The organism is Paracoccus sp. KR1-242 (assembly GCF_049446195.1).
In the GTDB taxonomy this organism is placed as follows: domain Bacteria; phylum Pseudomonadota; class Alphaproteobacteria; order Rhodobacterales; family Rhodobacteraceae; genus Paracoccus; species Paracoccus broussonetiae.
The window spans coordinates 156,270-174,612 of record NZ_JBMSED010000007.1; the positions used below are offsets into that span (position 1 = coordinate 156,270).

At 66.4% G+C, this 18,343-nt stretch carries 16 protein-coding genes; 5 read left to right on the forward strand and 11 right to left on the reverse strand.

Annotated elements, in window-relative coordinates; translation table 11 throughout:
• Positions 1–26: 26 nt before the first annotated feature.
• The 3 genes from ACO2Q4_RS11985 to ACO2Q4_RS11995 form a co-directional block, all read right to left on the reverse strand.
• On the reverse strand, positions 27–596 hold the full coding sequence (locus ACO2Q4_RS11985; protein ID WP_311758866.1) for a DUF2585 domain-containing protein: 570 nt from the start codon (positions 594–596) through the stop codon (positions 27–29).
• A gap of 109 nt (positions 597–705) precedes the next feature.
• Positions 706–1,263: a peptidylprolyl isomerase gene (locus ACO2Q4_RS11990; protein WP_423319625.1), complete on the reverse strand. Its 558-nt coding sequence runs from the start codon at positions 1,261–1,263 to the stop codon at positions 706–708.
• A 25-nt stretch (positions 1,264–1,288) separates the two neighbouring features.
• Positions 1,289–1,798 (reverse strand): peptidylprolyl isomerase, encoded by a 510-nt coding sequence (locus ACO2Q4_RS11995; protein WP_311758864.1) that lies wholly within the window; start codon positions 1,796–1,798, stop codon positions 1,289–1,291.
• Between the two features lie 164 nt (positions 1,799–1,962).
• On the opposite strand from ACO2Q4_RS11995, the gene ACO2Q4_RS12000 reads away from it, so the two are divergent.
• From ACO2Q4_RS12000 to ftsY, 3 genes are all read left to right on the forward strand, one after another.
• Positions 1,963–3,159: a phosphoglycerate kinase gene (locus ACO2Q4_RS12000; RefSeq protein ID WP_423319494.1), complete on the forward strand. Its 1,197-nt coding sequence runs from the start codon at positions 1,963–1,965 to the stop codon at positions 3,157–3,159.
• A 402-nt stretch (positions 3,160–3,561) separates the two neighbouring features.
• On the forward strand, positions 3,562–4,491 hold the full coding sequence (locus ACO2Q4_RS12005; protein WP_423319496.1) for a class I fructose-bisphosphate aldolase: 930 nt from the start codon (positions 3,562–3,564) through the stop codon (positions 4,489–4,491).
• A 136-nt stretch (positions 4,492–4,627) separates the two neighbouring features.
• Positions 4,628–5,734 (forward strand): signal recognition particle-docking protein FtsY, encoded by a 1,107-nt coding sequence (ftsY, locus tag ACO2Q4_RS12010; protein ID WP_423319498.1) that lies wholly within the window; start codon positions 4,628–4,630, stop codon positions 5,732–5,734.
• Positions 5,735–5,791: 57 nt separating this feature from the next.
• On the opposite strand, the gene ACO2Q4_RS12015 is transcribed toward ftsY, so the two are convergent.
• From ACO2Q4_RS12015 to hisS, 4 genes are read right to left on the reverse strand one after another with little or no spacing between them, the layout of a single operon-like run.
• Complete coding sequence (locus tag ACO2Q4_RS12015) at positions 5,792–6,166, reverse strand: hypothetical protein (RefSeq protein WP_311758860.1); 375 nt, start codon at positions 6,164–6,166, stop codon at positions 5,792–5,794.
• 51 nt (positions 6,167–6,217) lie between these two features.
• Positions 6,218–6,895: an ATP phosphoribosyltransferase gene (gene hisG, locus ACO2Q4_RS12020; RefSeq protein WP_423319500.1), complete on the reverse strand. Its 678-nt coding sequence runs from the start codon at positions 6,893–6,895 to the stop codon at positions 6,218–6,220.
• Positions 6,892–7,959 carry an ATP phosphoribosyltransferase regulatory subunit gene (locus tag ACO2Q4_RS12025; protein WP_311758858.1) on the reverse strand — a complete coding sequence of 356 codons (1,068 nt, stop codon included), beginning with the start codon at positions 7,957–7,959 and terminating at the stop codon, positions 6,892–6,894. The genes hisG and ACO2Q4_RS12025 overlap by 4 nt, the downstream gene beginning before the upstream one ends.
• A complete protein-coding gene (gene hisS / locus ACO2Q4_RS12030; RefSeq protein WP_311758857.1) occupies positions 7,956–9,440 on the reverse strand; it encodes a histidine--tRNA ligase in 1,485 nt (494 codons plus the stop codon). The genes ACO2Q4_RS12025 and hisS overlap by 4 nt, the downstream gene beginning before the upstream one ends.
• A gap of 48 nt (positions 9,441–9,488) precedes the next feature.
• Here hisS and ACO2Q4_RS12035 point away from each other — a divergent pair, with 48 nt between their 5' ends.
• On the forward strand, positions 9,489–9,704 hold the full coding sequence (locus tag ACO2Q4_RS12035; protein ID WP_311758856.1) for a SlyX family protein: 216 nt from the start codon (positions 9,489–9,491) through the stop codon (positions 9,702–9,704).
• 55 nt (positions 9,705–9,759) lie between these two features.
• Here ACO2Q4_RS12035 and ACO2Q4_RS12040 read toward each other — a convergent pair whose 3' ends face one another.
• The 4 genes from ACO2Q4_RS12040 to ACO2Q4_RS12055 form a co-directional block, all read right to left on the reverse strand.
• The gene (locus tag ACO2Q4_RS12040; protein ID WP_311758855.1) at positions 9,760–10,302 is read right to left on the reverse strand and encodes a DUF4177 domain-containing protein; all 543 of its coding nucleotides are present in this window, start codon (positions 10,300–10,302) and stop codon (positions 9,760–9,762) included.
• Between the two features lie 258 nt (positions 10,303–10,560).
• Positions 10,561–12,075 carry an Asp-tRNA(Asn)/Glu-tRNA(Gln) amidotransferase subunit GatB gene (gene gatB / locus ACO2Q4_RS12045; RefSeq protein ID WP_423319503.1) on the reverse strand — a complete coding sequence of 505 codons (1,515 nt, stop codon included), beginning with the start codon at positions 12,073–12,075 and terminating at the stop codon, positions 10,561–10,563.
• Positions 12,076–12,145: 70 nt separating this feature from the next.
• Positions 12,146–14,047, reverse strand: a complete 1,902-nt coding sequence (locus ACO2Q4_RS12050; protein WP_423319505.1) for a cation:proton antiporter — start codon at positions 14,045–14,047, stop codon at positions 12,146–12,148.
• Positions 14,048–17,317, reverse strand: coding sequence for a hypothetical protein (locus tag ACO2Q4_RS12055; RefSeq protein ID WP_423319507.1), 3,270 nt, complete (start codon positions 17,315–17,317; stop codon positions 14,048–14,050). It lies immediately after the preceding gene.
• Between the two features lie 192 nt (positions 17,318–17,509).
• Here ACO2Q4_RS12055 and ACO2Q4_RS12060 point away from each other — a divergent pair, with 192 nt between their 5' ends.
• Entirely contained in the window at positions 17,510–18,307 is a 798-nt protein-coding gene (locus tag ACO2Q4_RS12060; RefSeq protein WP_423319509.1) for an SIMPL domain-containing protein, read from the forward strand.
• The last annotated feature ends 36 nt before the right edge of the window (positions 18,308–18,343 follow it).

Consider the following 18,343-nt stretch of genomic DNA (forward strand, 5'->3'; position numbering starts at 1 on the left):
GGGCCGGGGGAAACCCCGGCCTTTTCCTATCGGACCAGCGCCGCCTGCCAGTCGCGCACCGCGTCAAGCGGCCAGAACAGCATCAGCACGTTCAGCGTCAGCCCGTCGCGGATCAGCCATGTCGTCAGGATCTCGAACCCGACCGCCAGCGCGACCGACACCCAGACCGGCAGGCGCGAGGCCAGAAAAAACCCCAGCACCATCGCCAGAATGTCCGAGACAGAGTTGATGACGCTGTCGCCATAGTAATCCAGCGAAATCGTCACCTCGCGATAGCGCTGGATGATCGCATCCGAATTCTCGATGACCTCCCAGCTCGCCTCGACCAGCGTGGCGATGGCCAGCCGCCAGCCAAAGCTGATACGCCGCGCCACCAGCCACAGGGCGGCATAGAACAGCAGCCCGTGGATGATGTGCGAGGGCGTGTACCAGTCGGTGAGGTGCTGCGAATTCTCGGAACTCATGGTCTGGCCGTGCCAGAGCTTCACATATCCGCATTTGCAGATCGGTTCGCGCCCGATCGACAAAAGCCAGCCCGCGGCTGCGAGGATGATGAGAAGCGTGACCCAATAGGGCAAGGATCTGCGGGTGAACATGACGGATGACAAAGCATCCCGCCGCGCCCGTGTCCATGTTCTTGCCGGGATTCCGCAATGAAAAAGGCCCCGCGTTGCGCGGGGCCCTGGGTCGCGGCTTGGCGCAGGATCACTCCTGAACCGTGACCTTGACCATGTAGTCGGGCTCGGCCACCGCGCCGTTTGCGGCGGGATCGCCCTTCTTCAGCGCGTTCAGCACGTCCCAGCCGTCGATCAGCTGACCGACGACCGTGTATTGCCCGTCCAGGAACTCGGCCGGTGCCAGGTCGATGAAGAACTGGCTGTTGGCGCTGTTCGGGTCCTGGGCGCGGGCCATGCCGACGGTGCCACGCTGGAAGCTGACATCGTTGAACTCGGCCGGCAGGTCGGGCATCGAGGATCCGCCCATGCCCGCGCGTGCGGTATCCGCGCCATGCTTGCCGAATTCCACATCGCCGGTCTGGGCCATGAAGCCGTCGATCACGCGGTGGAAAACCACACCGTCATAGGTGCCCGCCTTGGCCAGCGTCACCAGACGCTCGACATGTTTCGGGGCCTTGTCGGTGTAAAGGTCCAGCACGATCTTGCCCTTGGCCGCGCCGGTTGCATCGGCGACCTCGATCACAAGGTTCGGCCCCGGCCCGTCGGTCACGCCCGGCAGGCCCTCGGCATGGGCAGCGCCAGCCATCAGCAGCAGGGCCGGGACAAGCGCCTTATTCAGCATCGGCCGCCACCTTGACCGACACCATGCGGTCGGGGGACGCCGGCGGCTCGCCGCGGACGATCTTGTCGACATGCTCCATCCCCGAGATCACGCGGCCATAGACCGTGTATTGACCGTTCAGGAAATGGTTGTCGCCAAAGTTGATGAAGAACTGGCTGTTGGCCGAGTTCGGGTTCATCGAGCGCGCCGCGCCCAACGTGCCGCGGTCATGCGGCAGGCGCGAAAATTCCGCCGGCAGGTCCGGCAGGTCCGAACCACCCGTGCCCGCGCGGCCGGGATTGTAGTTGTTTTCCATATTCGCGTGTTCCACGTCGCCGGTCTGGGCCATGAAGCCCTCGATCACGCGATGGAAGGCGACATTGTCGTATTTCCCGGCACGGGCCAGTTCCTTCATGCGCTCGACATGCTTCGGGGCGACGTCGGGCAGCAGCTCGATCACCACCGGGCCGTCCTTCAGCTCGATGATGACCGTGTTTTCCGGATCCTTGATCTCGGCCATGGGGGGTCTCCTTCTGATGGCTCGGGCAACAGGAATAAGCATTTCGTGTCGCACGCACAACGCCGCCATTGCCGAGCGGTTCGTCGCCGGTGCAGGTTGACGAAAATATCAAGTTGCGTGACAACCCGCTCGGCGGCGTGAACGGCACAAGAAAGGGACATGAAATGACGGATTTCAACACGATCGACGATCTCGACCTTGACGGCAAGGTTGTGCTCACTCGCGTGGACGTGAACGTTCCGGTCGAAAATGGACAGGTTACCGACGCGACGCGGATCGAGAAGATCGTCGAAACCGTCAAGGACATCCAGGCCAAGGGCGGCATTCCCGTACTGCTGGCGCATTTCGACCGCCCCAAGGGCCAGCGCGTCGATAGCATGAGCCTGAAGATCGTAGTGCCCGCGCTGGAAAAGGCGCTGGGGCAGCATGTGAAATTCTCGGACGAGGCCATCGGCGGACCGGCAAAGCGCGCGGTTGCCGACCTGAAGCGGGGCGATGTCCTGCTGCTTGAAAACACCCGCTTCTATCCCGGTGAAGAAACGAATGACGCGACCTTTGCCGCCTCGATCGCGGCCCTGGGCCAGGTCTATGTGAACGACGCGTTTTCGGCCGCGCATCGCGCCCATGCCTCGACCGAAGGCATCGCGCGCCTGCTGCCCGCCGCCGCGGGCCGCCTGATGGAGGCAGAGCTGAAGGCGCTGGATGCGGCCCTGGGCAGCCCCCAGCGTCCGGTGGTGGCGGTGGTCGGCGGGGCCAAGGTCTCGACCAAGCTGGACCTGCTGGGCAACCTGATCGAGAAAGTCGATCACCTGATCATCGGCGGCGGCATGGCCAACACCTTCCTGGTCGCGCAGGGCATCGAGGTCGGCAAGTCGCTGGCCGAACGCGACATGGCGGGAACCGCGCGCGAGATCATTGAAAAGGCCAAGGGCGCGGGCTGCACCATCCACCTGCCGGTCGATGTCGTCGTCGCGCGCGAGTTCAAGGCAGGGGCCGACAACGCCACCGTGGCCGCAAATGCCTGCCCCGAGGATGCGATGATCCTGGACGCGGGTCCCGCGACGGTTGCGAAGATCCGCGAGGTCTTTGCCCAGTCCCGCACCCTGATCTGGAATGGCCCGCTGGGCGCATTCGAGATCGCGCCCTTCGACGCCGCGACCAATGCTGCCGCGCAAGAGGCCGCGCGCCTGACCCGCGAAGGCAAGCTGATCTCGGTCGCGGGCGGGGGCGATACCGTGGCCGCACTGAACAAGGCCGGGGTCTCGGGCGATTTCACCTTCATTTCGACTGCGGGCGGGGCCTTCCTGGAATGGATGGAAGGCAAGGATCTGCCCGGCGTCCTGGCGCTGCAAAAGCGCTGACGCATGGGTCCCGACGGACAGAGGGGGCCTTGCGGCCCCCTTTTTCGTTTCGGCTTCTAGTTCATCGCGGGAGTGCCCGTGGCGGCAGTACGCGGGGCGGGTGTGCCCGTGCTGGACGCGCCCCCTCGGTCGCGGGGGCGGTTGCCATATTGTGCCGGAACTGTTCGGGAATGCTGTCGGGGTCTTCATTGGCCGTGGATCATCTATCCCATCTCCAAGCCATTGACGGGAACGTCCTTCCGGCGGCGCCGGTTCCGCTCATGCCTTGCCAGTCGGCAGAATTTCACCGAACTGTAAACTTATCCGCTTAACCACTGAAAAGTCAGGCGCCTGTTAGCGCAACCCGAATTGCCCTTGGCGGTGGGTTTGCTAAGTGACGGCCAAACTGGATTGGAGTTTCAGATGCAGATGACCGATACTGTCCGCAAGATCCTCGCCAATTACGAAGGCGAAACCCCCGGCGTGAAGGCCCAACTGGCCCGCATGCTGATGACCGGCAAGCTTGCGGGTACCGGCAAGATGATCATCCTGCCCGTGGACCAAGGCTTCGAGCATGGCCCCGCGCGCAGCTTCGCTCCGAATCCGGCGGGCTACGACCCCCATTACCACTACCAGCTGGCGATCGACGCGGGGCTGAACGCCTATGCGGCGCCGCTGGGCATGATCGAGGCGGGTGCGGACACCTTTGCCGGCCAGATCCCGACCATCCTCAAGGTGAACTCGGCCAACTCGCTGATGTCGGACACCGCCGGCAAGAACCAGGCGATCACCGCCTCGGTCGATGACGCGCTGCGTCTGGGTTGCGCCGCCATCGGGTTCACCATCTATCCGGGTTCGGACATGGCGCTCGACATGTTCGAAGAGATCGTCGAGATGCGCAAGGAAGCCGCCGCCAAGGGCGTCGCGACCGTCATCTGGTCCTATCCGCGTGGCGAGGCGATCACCAAGGACGGCGAAACCGCGATCGACATCGCGGCCTATGCCGCCCAGATCGCGGCCCTGATCGGCGCGCATATCATCAAGATCAAGCTGTCGACCGACCACCTGATGCTGCCCGAGGCGAAAAAGGTCTACGAGGCGAAGGAAATCGACATCGCGACCCAAGCCAAGCGCGTCGAGCACTGCATGCAGGCCAGCTTCAACGGCCGCCGCATCGTCGTCTTTTCGGGCGGCGCTGCAAAAGGCGCGGACGCGGTCTTTGACGACGCCCGCGCGATCCGCGACGGTGGCGGCAACGGCTCAATCATCGGTCGCAACAGCTTCCAGCGCTCGCGCGCAGACGCGCTGGAGATGCTGGGCAAGCTGGTCGACATCTATCTGGGCAAGGCCTGATCCGTCGCCGGTGGGGCTCTGCCCCACACCTCGGGGTATTTCCCAAACGATGAAGCAGAAGGGGCGTCCGCCGGGCGCCCTTTTCCTTTGGTCCGATAAGCCCTAGGTTCTGCGCCAAAGAATGAAGGATGGGTGCATGTCGTTTTTCTCGAAGCTGCGCGACCGGCTGACGCGGTCCTCGTCGAAGATCGGCGAGGGACTGGACGATATCGTCGCCGAGGGCGGCAGTGCACAGGACGTGGCGCCGACGCCGGAACCTGCGCCCCCAACGCCGGTCGCCGACACTCCCAGCCCTGCCCCAGCAGCGCCTGTTGCCCCGACGCCAGCACCTGCGCAAGCAACGACACCCGAGGCCGCACGCCCGGGAATGTTGGGCCGGCTGTTCGGTCGCAGCGACGCGGACGAGCCGCGGCGCGAGCTGGACGACGCCATGCTGGAGGATCTCGAAGAGATGCTGATCCAGGCCGACATGGGTGTCGAGACATCCCTGCGCGTCACCGCCAATATCGCCGAGGGCCGGATGGGTCGGCGCATCTCGTCGACCGAGCTTAAGGAACTGCTGGCGGCCGAGATCACCAGGATCATGACCCCCGTGGCCCGCCCGTTGCCCATCTATCCCAAGCGCCCGCAGGTCGTGCTGGTCGTCGGCGTCAATGGCTCTGGCAAGACCACCACCATCGGCAAGCTTGCCAGCCAGTTCAAGGCGGCGGGCAAGAATGTGGTGATCGCCGCCGGCGACACCTTCCGCGCCGCCGCGGTCGAACAATTGCAGGTCTGGGGAAAGCGCGCCGGGGTTCCGGTCATGACCGCGCCCGAGGGCTCCGATCCCGCAAGCCTGGCCTTTGACGCAATGACGCGCGCCGAGGCAGAAGGCGCGGACCTGCTGATGATCGACACTGCAGGCCGCCTGCAGAATCGTCAGGACCTGATGGAGGAACTGGCCAAGATCGTCCGCGTCATCCGCAAGAAGGATGAAACTGCGCCCCATAACACCCTTCTCGTGCTGGATGCGACCACCGGCCAGAACGCGCTGAGCCAGGTCGAGACCTTCCAGAAATTGGCAGATGTCTCGGGCCTGGTGATGACCAAGCTGGACGGAACCGCGCGCGGCGGGGTGCTGGTCGCGCTGGCCGATCGCTTCGGGCTGCCGATCCATGCGATCGGCGTCGGCGAACAGATCGACGACCTAGACGCCTTCGATGCACGCGACTTCGCCCGTGCGCTTGTCGGGCTGGGCGACTAGGCCCGGCCCTTCACCGTTTTTCAAATACCCACTGCAACGCCGACACCTGCACTGCGATCAGGGTTTGACCAGATGGGATTCCGTCTTGGTCGTCTCCTCCGACGCGGTGCTGCCGTCATCCTCGGTCGCGGGCATGGACACGTCCTGTGGTGGGGTGAAGGGCGCGGTCAGTTCGGCCTTCTTCGTCTGTTTGTCATAAATGCAGACATAGCGATCGGCCCCGCCATCGGCCAGAGTGGTGATCAGCAGCGCGGCGCCATAGCTTTCCGAACCGAAGGGATTGACCTCCATCGCGGTCTCTCCCTCGGTCGGGGCCAGCGCGGTGCAGGCCTTTTCGACTTCGGCTCGGAACTCGGTCCAGGCTTCTTCGGACGAAGCCAGTGCAGGCGTCGCGGCAAGGGTGGCAACCAGCAGGATGGGCAGGCGCATCATCATTTCTCCCCTAACTATCGCGACCCAACGCCCTGAAAGGGCAGCGGGTTTCTAAAGACCCAGACGGCGGGCGAATTCCCGCACGCAGGCCTCGTCCCCTGCCGCGACCGAGCGCAGCAGCGTCGCCTGTGATCGCAGGATGGGTTCGCCCCCGATGATCTTCAGATGGTTCGCACGCAGCGTCTCGCCTGACGAGGTGATGTCGGCGATGGCCTCGGCTGTCAGGTTCGCCACCGTGCCTTCGGTTGCGCCCTGGCTGTCGACAAGCTGGTAATCGGCGACCTCGTGCTCCGATAGCCAGGCCCTGACAAGGCGGTGATACTTGGTCGCGATGCGCAGGCGGAAGCCGTGCTCGGCGCGGAAGTCGCGCGTGATTGTCGCCAGGTCGTCTAGGTCGTCACAATCGGCCCAGCAGGCCGGTACCGCCAGGATCAGGTCGGCATGGCCAAACCCCATGGGCGCAAGCTCTTCGACATGGCTGCGCCATCCGGCCAGCTTCTCGCGGATCAGGTCGGTGCCGGTCACGCCCAAATGGATACGCCCGGACTTAAGCTCGCGCGGGATCTCGCCAGCGGACAGCAGGACCAGAGCGACATTCTCGGCGCCCTCGACCCGACCGGCGTATTCGCGTTCTGACCCGGCCCGCGACAGGCGTACGCCACGTTCGGCGAACCAGTCGAAGGTCTGCTCCATCAGCCGCCCCTTGGACGGCACGCCCAGCCGGATCATGCCAGCCCCCCGAGTTCGAAGACAAGGCCGGGACGGATGATGCCGCCGACCGCCGGGATCGAGCGTCCTTGCGCTTGCCCAAGCACCGCAGCAAGCGCGTCATAGCGCCCGCCGGTCGCGACGGGCGGCCAGTCCGCATGACCGGCCGCGGCAAAGCTGAAGGTCATGCCGTCGTAATATTCCATCGTGTGCCGACCGTGGCTTGCATCGAAATGGATTCGTTCGATATCGATCCCGCGGCGCGACAGGTCGGCCAGATTGCGTTCCAGCCGGTCCACGGCCTCGGCAATGTCGGGGATTTCCTGCACAAGCTGGCGCAATTGCTGAAGCGCGCGGGGCGCTGGGGCCTGAACGGCGAACAACCGTCCCAGCCGGTCGACCCATTGCGGCGACAGCGGCGTCTCGGCCGCATCGGCCTGCAGCCTGTCGATGCGGGCCTGCATCTCGTCCGGAGACCGCAGGCCGGTCCAGACCGTGGGCGCTTCAGCAAAGTTGCGGGGTGAAGTTTCGGCGGAAAACCGGGCAAGAAGGCGGGCGAAACGCTTCGGCCGCCAGATATGATGCAGCAGCGCGGCGCGGCGTGCGCCCGACAGCGGCAGGGCGCGGACCGCGTCCATCAGCAGGTCCATGTCGCCCATCGTCGCCTGCAGGCCCAGCGGAGCAAGGATGCCGTGGAACAGCGCAAAGACCTCGGCATCCGCCCCTGGGTCGCGGGCAAAAAGCTCGAAGCCGGCCTGCAGGTATTCGTTGTCACGCGGATGTTCCGGCGGTAGCTCGCCGTGGTCCTGTTTGCGGAAGACCTCGCCCAGATAGCAGTATCGCGCCGGTTCCGCGCCGTTTTCCATGTGCATCTGCACAACCGGCACGGTGAAATCGGGGCGCAGCATCATTTCGCCGCGGATCGGGTCCTGCGTGACATAGGCGCGGGCGCGGATGTCCTCGCCGTAAAGCTCCAGCAGCGTTTCGGCAGGCAGCAGGATGTCGGGGGCGACTTCCTCGGCCCCGGCGGCGCGGAAGGCCGCCAGGATCTTCTGGCCAATGGCCTGTTTCGCGCGCTTGGTCATCCCAGGATGCGCCGCACTTCCGCGACAAGATCTGTGCGCGGGACTTCGGTCTGGGCGGGCTGAGCCTTCCATTCCTCGTGACTGGCCTCTGCCGCGATCTTTGCGCCCAGGATCAGATCCTTGACCTGAATCACGCCACGCGCCGCCTCGTCCCCGCCCTGGATGATCGCGACCGGAGAGTTGCGCTTGTCCGCATATTTGAGCTGGTTGCCGAAGTTCTTGGGATTGCCCAGATAGACCTCGGCCCGGATGCCCGCCGCGCGCAGCTCCGAGGCCATCGCATAGTAATCGGCCATGCGGTCGCGGTCCATGACGGTAACGACCACCGGACCCTCGTCCTCGCCCCCCATCAGGCCCTTGGCACGCAAGGCGGCCAGCAGGCGGTCGACACCGATCGAGACGCCGGTTGCCGGAACCTTCTGGCCGGTGAACCGCTCGACCAGGCCGTCATAGCGCCCGCCCCCGGCAACGCTGCCGAATTGGCGTTTGCGACCCTTTTCGTCCAGGATCTCGAAGGTCAGCTCGGCCTCGAACACCGGGCCGGTGTAATAGCCCAGCCCGCGCACGATCGAGGGGTCGATGATCGCCCGATCCTCGCCCACGCCCATTGCGGCCAGCATGTCGGAAATCTGGGCCAGTTCCTCGACACCCTCGGCGCCGGCTTCCGAGCCGCCCACGGCCGCGCGCAGGTTGTCCAGCGTCGCCGCATTGTCAGCGCCTTTCGAGGTCAGGAAGGCGATGACCGGATCGGCCTGTTCGGGACGCAGTCCCACGCCCTCGATCTCGGCCCCGGATTCGTCCTTGCGGCCGGTGGTCAGAAGCTGACGCACGCCTGCCTCGCCCACCTTGTCGAACTTGTCGATGGTGCGCAGCACGTCGTCGGCGGGTTTGCCCGCCTCGACGCCCATCGCCTCAAGGATGCCGTTCAGAACCTTGCGGTTGTTGATGCGGATCAGGTAATCGCCGCGCTGGATCCCGGCATGTTCCAGCGCCGCGGCCAGCATCCCGCAGATTTCCGCATCCGCCGCGACCGAAGCACTGCCGACAGTATCGGCGTCGCATTGATAGAACTGGCGGAAGCGACCGGGACCGGGTTTTTCATTGCGCCAGACCGGACCCATCGCATAGCGGCGATACGGAGATGGCAGATCGTTGCGGAACTGCGCCGCGACGCGCGCCAGGGGCGCGGTCAGATCATAGCGCAACGCAAGCCAGTCCCCTGCCCCGCCCCCCGGAACCTCGGCCTCTTGCCAGGCAAAGACGCCGGCATTGGGTCGATCCACGTCGGGCAGGAATTTTCCCAGCGCCTCGACCGTCTCGACGGCGCTGGTCTCCAGCGGTTCGAAACCGTGGCGATGATAGATTTCGGCGATGCGGTCCAGCATCTGCTTGCGCTCGGTCACGTCCGCGCCGAAATAGTCACGGAACCCCTTGGGCGTCTCTGCCTTGGGTCGGGGCTGTTTTTTCTGATCTTTCGCCATGGTATGCCTCGGGCTTTTCCATGCGGGGGTCTAACGGATGGAGGATGCATGGACAAGCAGGCGCTGGAGAGAACCGAGCGGCTTGAAGAGGCTGTCGCGCATCTGACGCGCATCACCGACGACCTTTCGGGCATCGTCGCCCGTCAGGAGGGCGAAATCGCCCGCCTGCTGAGGCGTCTGGACCTGCTGATGGAACGCGAGGCCGAGCGCGAGGCCGAAGGCGGGACCATCCCGCTGGCCGACCAGCGACCGCCACACTGGTAGGGTCAGGAAGCGGCCCTGCCCCTCGGCCCTGGGTATTTGAGAAGCGGCGAAGCGGTCAGCGGCTGGCCGGTCCCAGACGCGGCGTGACCGGGGCCGGGGCTTCCGGCGCGGTCAGGGGCGGTTCGGCCATGCGGACCTGCGCCGCACGCTGACTTGCGGCCCGCATCGGCTGGCTGAAGGGCGCGCGGATCGGCGTATCGGCCGGAAGATCGACATGGGATTGCAGGGGCTCCGGCGGAACGGGCGCTGGCGCGGCCTGCGGCGCGGGAGCCGCGACCGGGGCCGGAGCGGCTGGAGCCGGGGCGACCGGGGCCGGTTGCTGGAGGGTCGCGGCGGTCGGAACCGGCTCGCGCAGCGGCTCTGGCGCGGTCGAGCGGCGGAAGACCAGCAGGTTGTGATAGATGGTCGTGCGGCTGGTCAGGCCCGAGCGTTCCTCGGCCGGGAGAACCTCGGCGCGGACATATTCCCAGCCGTCGCGCGCCATCTCGTTCAGGACCTCGCCGAGCGTGGCGGCGAAACGTTCGATCCCGGCCTTCGCGCCCTTGGTCTTTTCGCCGCGGGCGGGTGCGGGGATGACGGTATATTCGTAGCTGCTCATGCGACTGCCTTTCCTTTGGCGCAGAGGTTAGGCGAGATGCGCCGCCAATGGAAGCGGGGCACGCCGAGGCGGGATATCCCGGCGCCTGCACAAGTTCGGGAGCATTGGCGAAACCTCCGGAGTTTTGCGGGGCTTGCAACGGAACATCGCGCGGGCCGCGCCCATGATAACGTCCGCGGGGCGGCACGGTCGGGCAAGCAAAAGCCGCCCCCTGCGCTGCATTGGGGCGGCTTTCCGCGGTAACGGGTCAGCGGGCGTTTACTGGCCCAGTTTCTTCGCCACCAGTTCGTTCACCGCGGCCGGGTTCGCCTTGCCGCCCGTGGCCTTCAGCACCTGTCCGACGAACCAGCCCGCAAGCTTGGGATTCGCCTTGGCCTTTTCGACCTGGGCCGGGTTCGCGGCAATGATCTCGTCCACCGCGGCCTCGATCGCGCCGAGGTCGGTGACCTGTTTCATGCCGCGCGATTCCACGATCTGGGCCGGCTCGCCGCCTTCGGTCCACAGGATCTCGAACAGGTCCTTGGCGATCTTGCCCGAGATGTCGCCCTTGGCGATCAGGTCGATCACGCCGCCAAGCTGACGGGCCGAAACGGGCGAGGTCTCGACGCTGAGCCCTTCCTTGTTCAGGCGGCCGAACAGTTCGTTGATGACCCAGTTCGCCGCCAACTTGCCATCGCGACCGGTGGCCACCGCCTCGAAGTAATTGGCGTTCTCGACCTCGGCCGTCAGCACGCCGGCATCATATTCCGACAGGCCAAGATCGTTGACGAAGCGCGCCTTCTTTTCATCCGGCAGTTCGGGCATTTCCGCGGCGATGCCGTCGACCCAGGCCTGCTCGATTTCAAGCGGCAGCAGGTCGGGATCGGGGAAATAGCGATAGTCGTGGGCTTCTTCTTTCGACCGCATCGAGCGCGTCTCGCCCTTGTCGGGGTCGTAAAGACGGGTTTCCTGCACGATCGTGCCGCCATCCTCGATGATGGCAATCTGGCGCCGGGCCTCGTATTCGATGGCAGCCTGGATGAAGCGCAGCGAGTTCATGTTCTTGATCTCGCAGCGGGTGCCCAGATGGCTGAAATCCTGGGTTTCCTGATAACGCTCGTAGGCGCCCGGCGCGCAGACCGAAACGTTCACGTCGGCGCGCAGGTTGCCGTTCTGCATGTTGCCGTCGCAGGTGCCCAGATAGCGCATGATCTGGCGGATCTTGGCGACATAGGCGGCAGCCTCCTCGGGGCCGCGAATGTCGGGGCGGCTGACGATCTCCATCAGCGCGACGCCAGTGCGGTTCAGGTCGACGAAGGACATGTTCGGGTCCATGTCGTGGATCGACTTGCCGGCATCCTGTTCCAGATGGATGCGTTCAATGCGGACGCGGCGGGCGACGCCGGGGGCCATGTCCACGATCACCTCGCCCTCGCCCACGATCGGGTGGTAGAGCTGGCTGATCTGATAGCCCTGGGGCAGGTCCGGGTAGAAATAGTTCTTGCGATCGAAGGCCGAGCGCAGGTTGATCCCGGCCTTCAGGCCAAGGCCGGTCTTGACCGCCTGGGCCACGCAGAATTCGTTGATGACCGGCAGCATCCCCGGCATCGCCGCATCGACGAAGGCGACATGGCTGTTCGGTTCGGCACCAAAGCCCGTCGAGGCGCCGGAAAACAGCTTGGCGTTCGAGGCGACCTGGGCATGGACCTCAAGCCCGATGACCAGTTCCCAGTCCTGTTTCGCGCCCTGGATGACTTTGGGTTCCGGCGCGGTATAGGTCAGATGGTCGAGCATGGCGTTTCCCTTGGCATTTTGCGGGACGTTCTAGGCCCTCGGGGCGCGGCTCGCAAGTGTCGCGGCCGGGTCAGCGTCCGCCGGGGCGGCCCCGCGCCGCATAGTTCGGCAGGTCGTCTTCGTTCACCGAGATGGGGCCGGCGCTTGGACCCTGGGAAAACCGCTCGACCAGGGCCGATTCAAGCTGGCGGTTCAACTCGCGGCTGCGCTCGATATATTCGGCGTTCGAGGCCAGAGCAACGCCGGGCTTCCAGACCTCGGCCAGCTGACGCAGCCCGGCGCGGTCCATCTGGTAATAGATCCGCTCAAGCTCGGCAGCCTCGTATTCCGACAGGCCCGCGCGTTCCAGCACATAGCGCCCGGCGCGCAGCGAGCTGTCGAAGGTCTCGCGCACGATATGGTCGACCTTGGCGCCGTAAAGCTGGAAGACGTTCACCCTGTCATAAGCCCGCGCGATGATGACGAGATCCGGCCGGATCTCGCGCGCATGATGGATCAGGCGCAGGTTCGCCTCGGGGTCGTCCAGGGCCGCGACCAGGATCCGGGCCTTGTCGATGCCCGCCGCGCGCAGGATCTCGGGCCGGGTCGGGTCGCCGTAATAGCCCTTGAAGCCGAAGCGGCGCATGACCTGGATCACCTCAAGGTCATGGTCCAGAACGATGGTGGGGAAGCCCGACATGGTGACAAGCCGGTTCACCACCTGGCCGAAGCGGCCGATCCCCGCGATGATGATGGGCTGCTGTTCCTCGATCACGTCGGGCGGGTCCGACGCGCGTTCCTCGGCGATGCGGCGCGAGATGTAGTCCGACAGCATGAACAGCAGCGGCGTCGCCAGCATCGACAGCGCGACGACCAGCAGCAGGGTCTGTGCCAGCGGTCGTGGAAAGATCGCCAGCGAAACGGCAAAGGCGATCAGCACGAAGGCGAATTCACCCGCCTGCGCCAGCGACAGGGTGAACAGCGTGCGGTCCCGCCCTCCCAGCCCGGTGGTGCGCGCAGTGGCATAAAGCACCAGCGACTTCACCGCGATCAGGGTGACGGTGGCCCCCAGAACGACAACCGGTCGGTCGAACAGGATGTCGAAATTCATCCCTGCACCAACCGTGATGAAGAAAAGCCCCAGCAACAGCCCCTTGAAGGGCGCGATCTGGCCTTCAAGGTCGTGGCGGAACTCGGACCCGGCCAGCACCACCCCGGCAAGGAAGGTGCCAAGCGCAGGGGAAAGGCCCACCATCTCCATCAGCGAGGCGATGCCGACGACGATCAGCAACGCCAGCGCGGTATCCAGTTCACCGATGCGCGAGGCGTTCACATAGCGGAATGCAGGGCGGACAAGATATTGCCCGATCGCGATGACGGCGGCGACGGCACCCAGCGTGACGGGGGCCAGCGCCCAGCCCGGCAGGTTGTTGAGCAGGTTGGCCGCCCCCTCTTCGGTCGCGCCGGGCACGGCGCGGGTCGCCAGTAGCGGCAGAACTGCGATCATGGGGATGACGGCGATATCCTGCGTCAGCAGGACCGCAAAGGCGCTGCGCCCGCCCGCCGTCTGCATCAGCGACTTCTCGGACAGGGTCTGCAGGACGATGGCGGTCGAACTCAGGGACAGGATCATGCCGATCGCCAGCGCAACCTGCCAGCTTTGCCCAAGCGCAAGCGCCGCCAGCGCCAGCAACGCAACCGTTCCCAGGATCTGCATCCCGGCAAGCCCCAGCAGCTTGTGCCGCATCTGCCAAAGGGTGCGGGGATCCAGTTCCAGCCCGATCAGGAACAGCATCATGACGACGCCGAATTCCGCAAAATGCTGCAGGTCGGCGCGCTCGCCCTCGCTTCCGGCAAGGCCCAGGACCGGCCCGATCAGGATGCCCGAGACCAGATAGCCAAGGACCGATCCCAACCCCAGCCGCGCCGACAACGGCACGGCAACGACCATCGTCAGCAGGTAAAGCGTCGCAACCGGCAGCAGGGCTTCCATCTATCGCCCGTCCAGCATCCTGAGTTCGCGGACCCGACCGGCCTTGACATAGGTAAGGCGGCCATCGCCGATCGAGTTGATGGTGCCGCCGTCGATCTTGTCGCCCAGCCGGACGGTCACGACCTTGCCATTGCGCAGACGGATCAGCGCGCGGCTGGCATTGCCCGCGCCAATGATGCCGATGATCGTGGTCCGGCCGGTGTCCAGCGCGCGCGACTGCGTTGCCGCCTTGGCGACACTGGCCGTCGTCGCGCCGCCGCGCGCGGCATTGCTGGCGATTTCGGGTTCGTCATCGACCTCTGGCGGCTTGTATTGCTGCTGGCGGGCGCGGGCCGTGCGCTCTTCGGCGGCGGCTTGAGCACGGGCACGAGCCTCGGCCTGGGCGCGGGCCTGCGCCTCGGCGGCGGCATCGGCCTGGGCGCGGGCGCGGATGCGCGCCTCGGCCTGGGATTGCAACTGCTCATCCAGCGCACGGCGGGCGGCCAGCTCGGCCTCGTCGGGGCCGGGGGCGGCTGCGGCGGCGACCGCAGCGGCACCGGCACCCGCAGCAGCGGGCGTATCCGGCTTGTCGTCATCGGCGGCGCGCGCCGGCCCATCCTCGGTCCGCCGGGGCGGCAAGGGCGAAGAGTTCAGCGCTGACAGCTTCATCGCGTTCGGGATAGCGGGCGAGGCATCGACCGCTGCCGCAATCGCCTTTTCGACTGCCTCTTCCGAAATGCGGTGAGTGCCGCCCGGCCGGGCCGCCGGACGCATCGAGCCGCGCAGCGAAGCTGGCGCAGCCGCCGTGGTCTGGTCAGGCGCGGGGTCTGCTGCCTTGGCGGTTTTGCCCGATGCCTTTGTTGCGGCCTTGGCCGGACGCTCTGGCGGGGCGGCCGTGGCCGAGCGCAGGGCATCCTCGACGGCCGAGGGCGAAACCGCATCCGTGACGGTCTTCGCGTCCTTCGGCTTGCGCAGCGGGCGCGCCTCGGCCAGCCGGACGGCGGGACGGGTCACAGTCGGCTGCGGCAGGGCCAGCCCGTGGTGGCGCAGATCCTGCACCAGCGCATCAAGCTGAAGCCGGTCCGCGTCGTCCAGAAGCTGGGCATCCGTTTCCGGCTGGATGATCTCTGGCGCCGAGCCTTCGGGGCGCTGCGGCGGCCGCGCCCTGTGGGTCGGAGCCGTCACCGGGATCTCGTGCGTATCCGCGGCGCTGGACACCTTCTCGCGGGTATGCGCGGGCGCGGAACTGCGCGCGGGCGGACGGGCGCTGGCCGTGGGCCGCGTCGATTTCTGGCTGGCCGCATATGGCAGCGGATCCGATGGCACGCGCGGCGCCGTGTCCATCCGCGGCGTCGAGGTCTGGGGGGTGCTGCGGCGCGGGGAAAGCTGCGGGCGGGCCGAGCTGCTCAGCTGCGGTTTGGCGGCAGCAGGTGCGTCCACTTCCGATGCAGCCTGCGCAGGCGCGGGCGCGGCGACCTTGCGGTTCGCGCTGGCCGGGCGTTCAGTCCCGACCGTGCTGCGGGTCGGGGCTGGCGCCGCGCTGCGGGTCTGGCTGGACGCAGGCGGCTGGACCGCCGCAGGTTTCACGGCTGGAACCGTCGCCGCCGGCTTGGCCGGGGCGGGTTGAGCGGTCGCGGCTTCGGGCGTGGGAGCGGAAGGAGTGCCCGCCACCGGGGGAACAGGCTCAGAGACGGCGGCGGCGGTTTCGGCAGGTACTGCAGCAGGCGGCGGCACCACGGCGGCGGCCACCGCGGCAGCGGCCACGACAACGCGGCGCGCATCCCTATCGCTCATTTCGTGCAGCATCAGCGGCGGCAGCGCCTCTGCTTCGGTCACGGTGCTGTCCGCAGTGACGGAAGCGGCGGCGGTATCTTCGCGCAAAGTGGCCGGAGCTGCGGGCAGATCCGTGGTCATCTCGGCCGCGGGATCTTCGGCGGAAAGCGCCTGGGCCGCGGGGTCAGCGACGGCGGGGTCCGTGACGGCCTCGTCGCTGGCCTGATATTCTTCGACCGGATCTTCTGTCGTTGGATCGGCTGCGTTCGGATCCTCGACCACGCGCGCATCCGCCGCGGGCAGATCGACGGCAGCGACCTGCACCGGGGTGGGATCCGGGGCGACCTGTGCGACAGGTTTGTCCTGCACAAGGAAGGCCCAGGCAATCGCCAGCCCGACCACCAGCACGGCAAGCATCACGAACAGGCCGGAATGACGACGCATGGAGGTCCGGGCCGAAGCCGGACGAACGGGGGCCGATGGCGCCGCGCCGGGAACGCGGTTCTGCCGCGCCTCGGCAGCGCGCTGGTGTACGGCGCGGGCGCGCGGATTCAGCGGATCAGCCGGGGCCGCCTCGGATTGGGGCGGATGGCGCAGGATCGCGGCCGCCTCGGGGGACATGTCAGGCCGTTCGGCATCTTCGAAAGCCGTATCGGGATCCTGCTCGTCCCTTTCGGCAAGGGATGGCAAAGGCTGGAAACTGGTTTCCGCCACCGAGCCGGCGTCGGTCGCGGTCCCCGAGAGGTGCCCGGCCGGTTCCTCGTCCTCGGCGGGGCTGTCCGGCGGCACTGTGTCAAGGTCATCCGCGGCTTCGGCCAGGGGTGCATCCCCGGCCGCTTGCGCAGCGTCCTGCAACGCCTCGTCTGGGGCGTCTTCGGCCGCTTGCGGCACGAAGTCATCCTGAGCCGGGTCGTCCTTTGCCACCTCGACATCGTCCGAAAACATCAGCGCGGCAGCGGTCACGCCCGCCTGCGCAGGGTCGATGACGGGGCGCTGGCGCCCGGGCGCGGCCAGGGCGAAATCGGGCTCGCCAACGAACTGGTCATGCTCGGGATCGGCCGAGAAGCGCTGCCCCTCGAACCCGTATTCACGGGCGAACTCCAGCGCCTCGCGCAGGGTCTGGCGCGCAACCGCGGCGACGCGCACGCTGTCCCCCTCGCCCTCCCAGTCGAAGGAAAGCTCGTCGATGGGATAGGGGGTCAGCCCGTCCAGCGATTTTGCCACCGCCCTTTCGCGGTCGCCCGAAGGCGCGATGGTCAGGGTCGTGTAAAGGATCTGGTCGTCTGGGATCACCAGCGTCACCGCCAACGGAACCTCTGCCCCTTCGCCCGTCGCCATCGTCCGCAATTCGGTCAGCATGTCGTGAAAATCGGGTTCGTCGAAATCTACCGAGCCGAGATGACGCCATGCAGGCTTGCGCTCATGCGGTCGCGACGGCGTGAAAGGGTCACGCTTCTGCAGGTGCACGGCGTCCCCGCTGAAAGTCAGGGCGTATTCGGTAACGGAATCAAGCGACATCTATCGGCTTTGCCTTGCAGATCCGGGCGCCGCGGCGCGACTTCAAATTGTATGCATGAACTACCTCAGATCACGCCGCGTGAAAAGCGGAACACCCTTTTGTGAGGGATCGGAAGCGATGGTTTCGCGTTAGACCGTTTCGACTGCAACACCTGCGGCCGGGACGCCCGACCGCACCTAGGAGAACCAGAGATGACCCCTTTCCGACCGTTCCTGACGGCTGTCTCGCTTGCGGCGCTGCTGGCCGCGCCTGCCATGGCGCAGTCCCCCGCGCCCGGCCCGAACGATGCGCCGTCGGCCGGGATGGGCCACAAGATGCCGCATCACGCCGCCAAGCTGACCGTCACCGGGCAAGGACGATCGAGCGCGGCCCCGGATCTTGCGCTGATCACCCTGGGTGTCAGCACCGAGGCCGCAACCGCTGAAGAGGCGATGACCCAGAACTCCAGCCGCCAGAAGGCCGTGATCGACGCGCTGACCGCCGAGGGCGTCGAGGCGCGCGACATCCAGACCGCCGGGCTGAGCCTGTCGCCGAAGATGGTCTATGACAACAACCAGCCGCCGAAGATGGTGGGCTATGTCGCGCAGAACACCGTGAATGTCCGCGTCCGGGATCTTGACGGCCTTGGCGCAGTGCTGGACCGGCTGGTTTCGACCGGTGCGAACGAGATCAGCGGGATCAGCTTCGCCCGTGAGGACATGGCAGAGGCCGAGGACAAGGCCCGTGCCGATGCCGTGGTCGATGCCCGCCGCCGCGCCGAATTGATGGCCGAGGCGGCCGGGATGCGGCTTGGCCAGATCCGCATGCTGTCCGACGCGGCCATCCCCGAAGGACCACGCCCGCTGATGGCGATGCGCGCCGAGGCCAAGGCGGATTCCTCGGTCCCGATCGCCGCGGGTGAGCTTGAAGTCAGCGCGCAGGTCACCGCGGTCTTCGATCTTCTGCCCGCTGAAGGTGCCCCCGACGCCCCGAAGGCACCTGCCGAGTAAGGCCGGAAACTGGATGAGGAAGGCGGCGGAAGCCAT

What these genes read in the sequence shown, in the direction of transcription:
- ftsY (WP_423319498.1), top strand. Translation starts at nt 4,628, where the DNA reads ATGTCGTTTTTCTCGAAGCTGCGCGACCGGCTGACGCGGTCCTCGTCG.
- ACO2Q4_RS12055 (WP_423319507.1), bottom strand. Translation starts at nt 17,317, where the DNA reads ATGTCGCTTGATTCCGTTACCGAATACGCCCTGACTTTCAGCGGGGAC.
- ACO2Q4_RS11995 (WP_311758864.1), bottom strand. Translation starts at nt 1,798, where the DNA reads ATGGCCGAGATCAAGGATCCGGAAAACACGGTCATCATCGAGCTGAAG.
- ACO2Q4_RS11985 (WP_311758866.1), bottom strand. Translation starts at nt 596, where the DNA reads ATGTTCACCCGCAGATCCTTGCCCTATTGGGTCACGCTTCTCATCATC.
- ACO2Q4_RS12000 (WP_423319494.1), top strand. Translation starts at nt 1,963, where the DNA reads ATGACGGATTTCAACACGATCGACGATCTCGACCTTGACGGCAAGGTT.
- ACO2Q4_RS12040 (WP_311758855.1), bottom strand. Translation starts at nt 10,302, where the DNA reads ATGAGCAGCTACGAATATACCGTCATCCCCGCACCCGCCCGCGGCGAA.
- gatB (WP_423319503.1), bottom strand. Translation starts at nt 12,075, where the DNA reads ATGCTCGACCATCTGACCTATACCGCGCCGGAACCCAAAGTCATCCAG.
- ACO2Q4_RS12050 (WP_423319505.1), bottom strand. Translation starts at nt 14,047, where the DNA reads ATGGAAGCCCTGCTGCCGGTTGCGACGCTTTACCTGCTGACGATGGTC.
- ACO2Q4_RS12035 (WP_311758856.1), top strand. Translation starts at nt 9,489, where the DNA reads ATGGACAAGCAGGCGCTGGAGAGAACCGAGCGGCTTGAAGAGGCTGTC.
- hisG (WP_423319500.1), bottom strand. Translation starts at nt 6,895, where the DNA reads ATGATCCGGCTGGGCGTGCCGTCCAAGGGGCGGCTGATGGAGCAGACC.
- hisS (WP_311758857.1), bottom strand. Translation starts at nt 9,440, where the DNA reads ATGGCGAAAGATCAGAAAAAACAGCCCCGACCCAAGGCAGAGACGCCC.
- ACO2Q4_RS12005 (WP_423319496.1), top strand. Translation starts at nt 3,562, where the DNA reads ATGCAGATGACCGATACTGTCCGCAAGATCCTCGCCAATTACGAAGGC.
- ACO2Q4_RS12015 (WP_311758860.1), bottom strand. Translation starts at nt 6,166, where the DNA reads ATGATGCGCCTGCCCATCCTGCTGGTTGCCACCCTTGCCGCGACGCCT.
- ACO2Q4_RS12060 (WP_423319509.1), top strand. Translation starts at nt 17,510, where the DNA reads ATGACCCCTTTCCGACCGTTCCTGACGGCTGTCTCGCTTGCGGCGCTG.
- ACO2Q4_RS12025 (WP_311758858.1), bottom strand. Translation starts at nt 7,959, where the DNA reads ATGACCAAGCGCGCGAAACAGGCCATTGGCCAGAAGATCCTGGCGGCC.
- ACO2Q4_RS11990 (WP_423319625.1), bottom strand. Translation starts at nt 1,263, where the DNA reads ATGGCTGGCGCTGCCCATGCCGAGGGCCTGCCGGGCGTGACCGACGGG.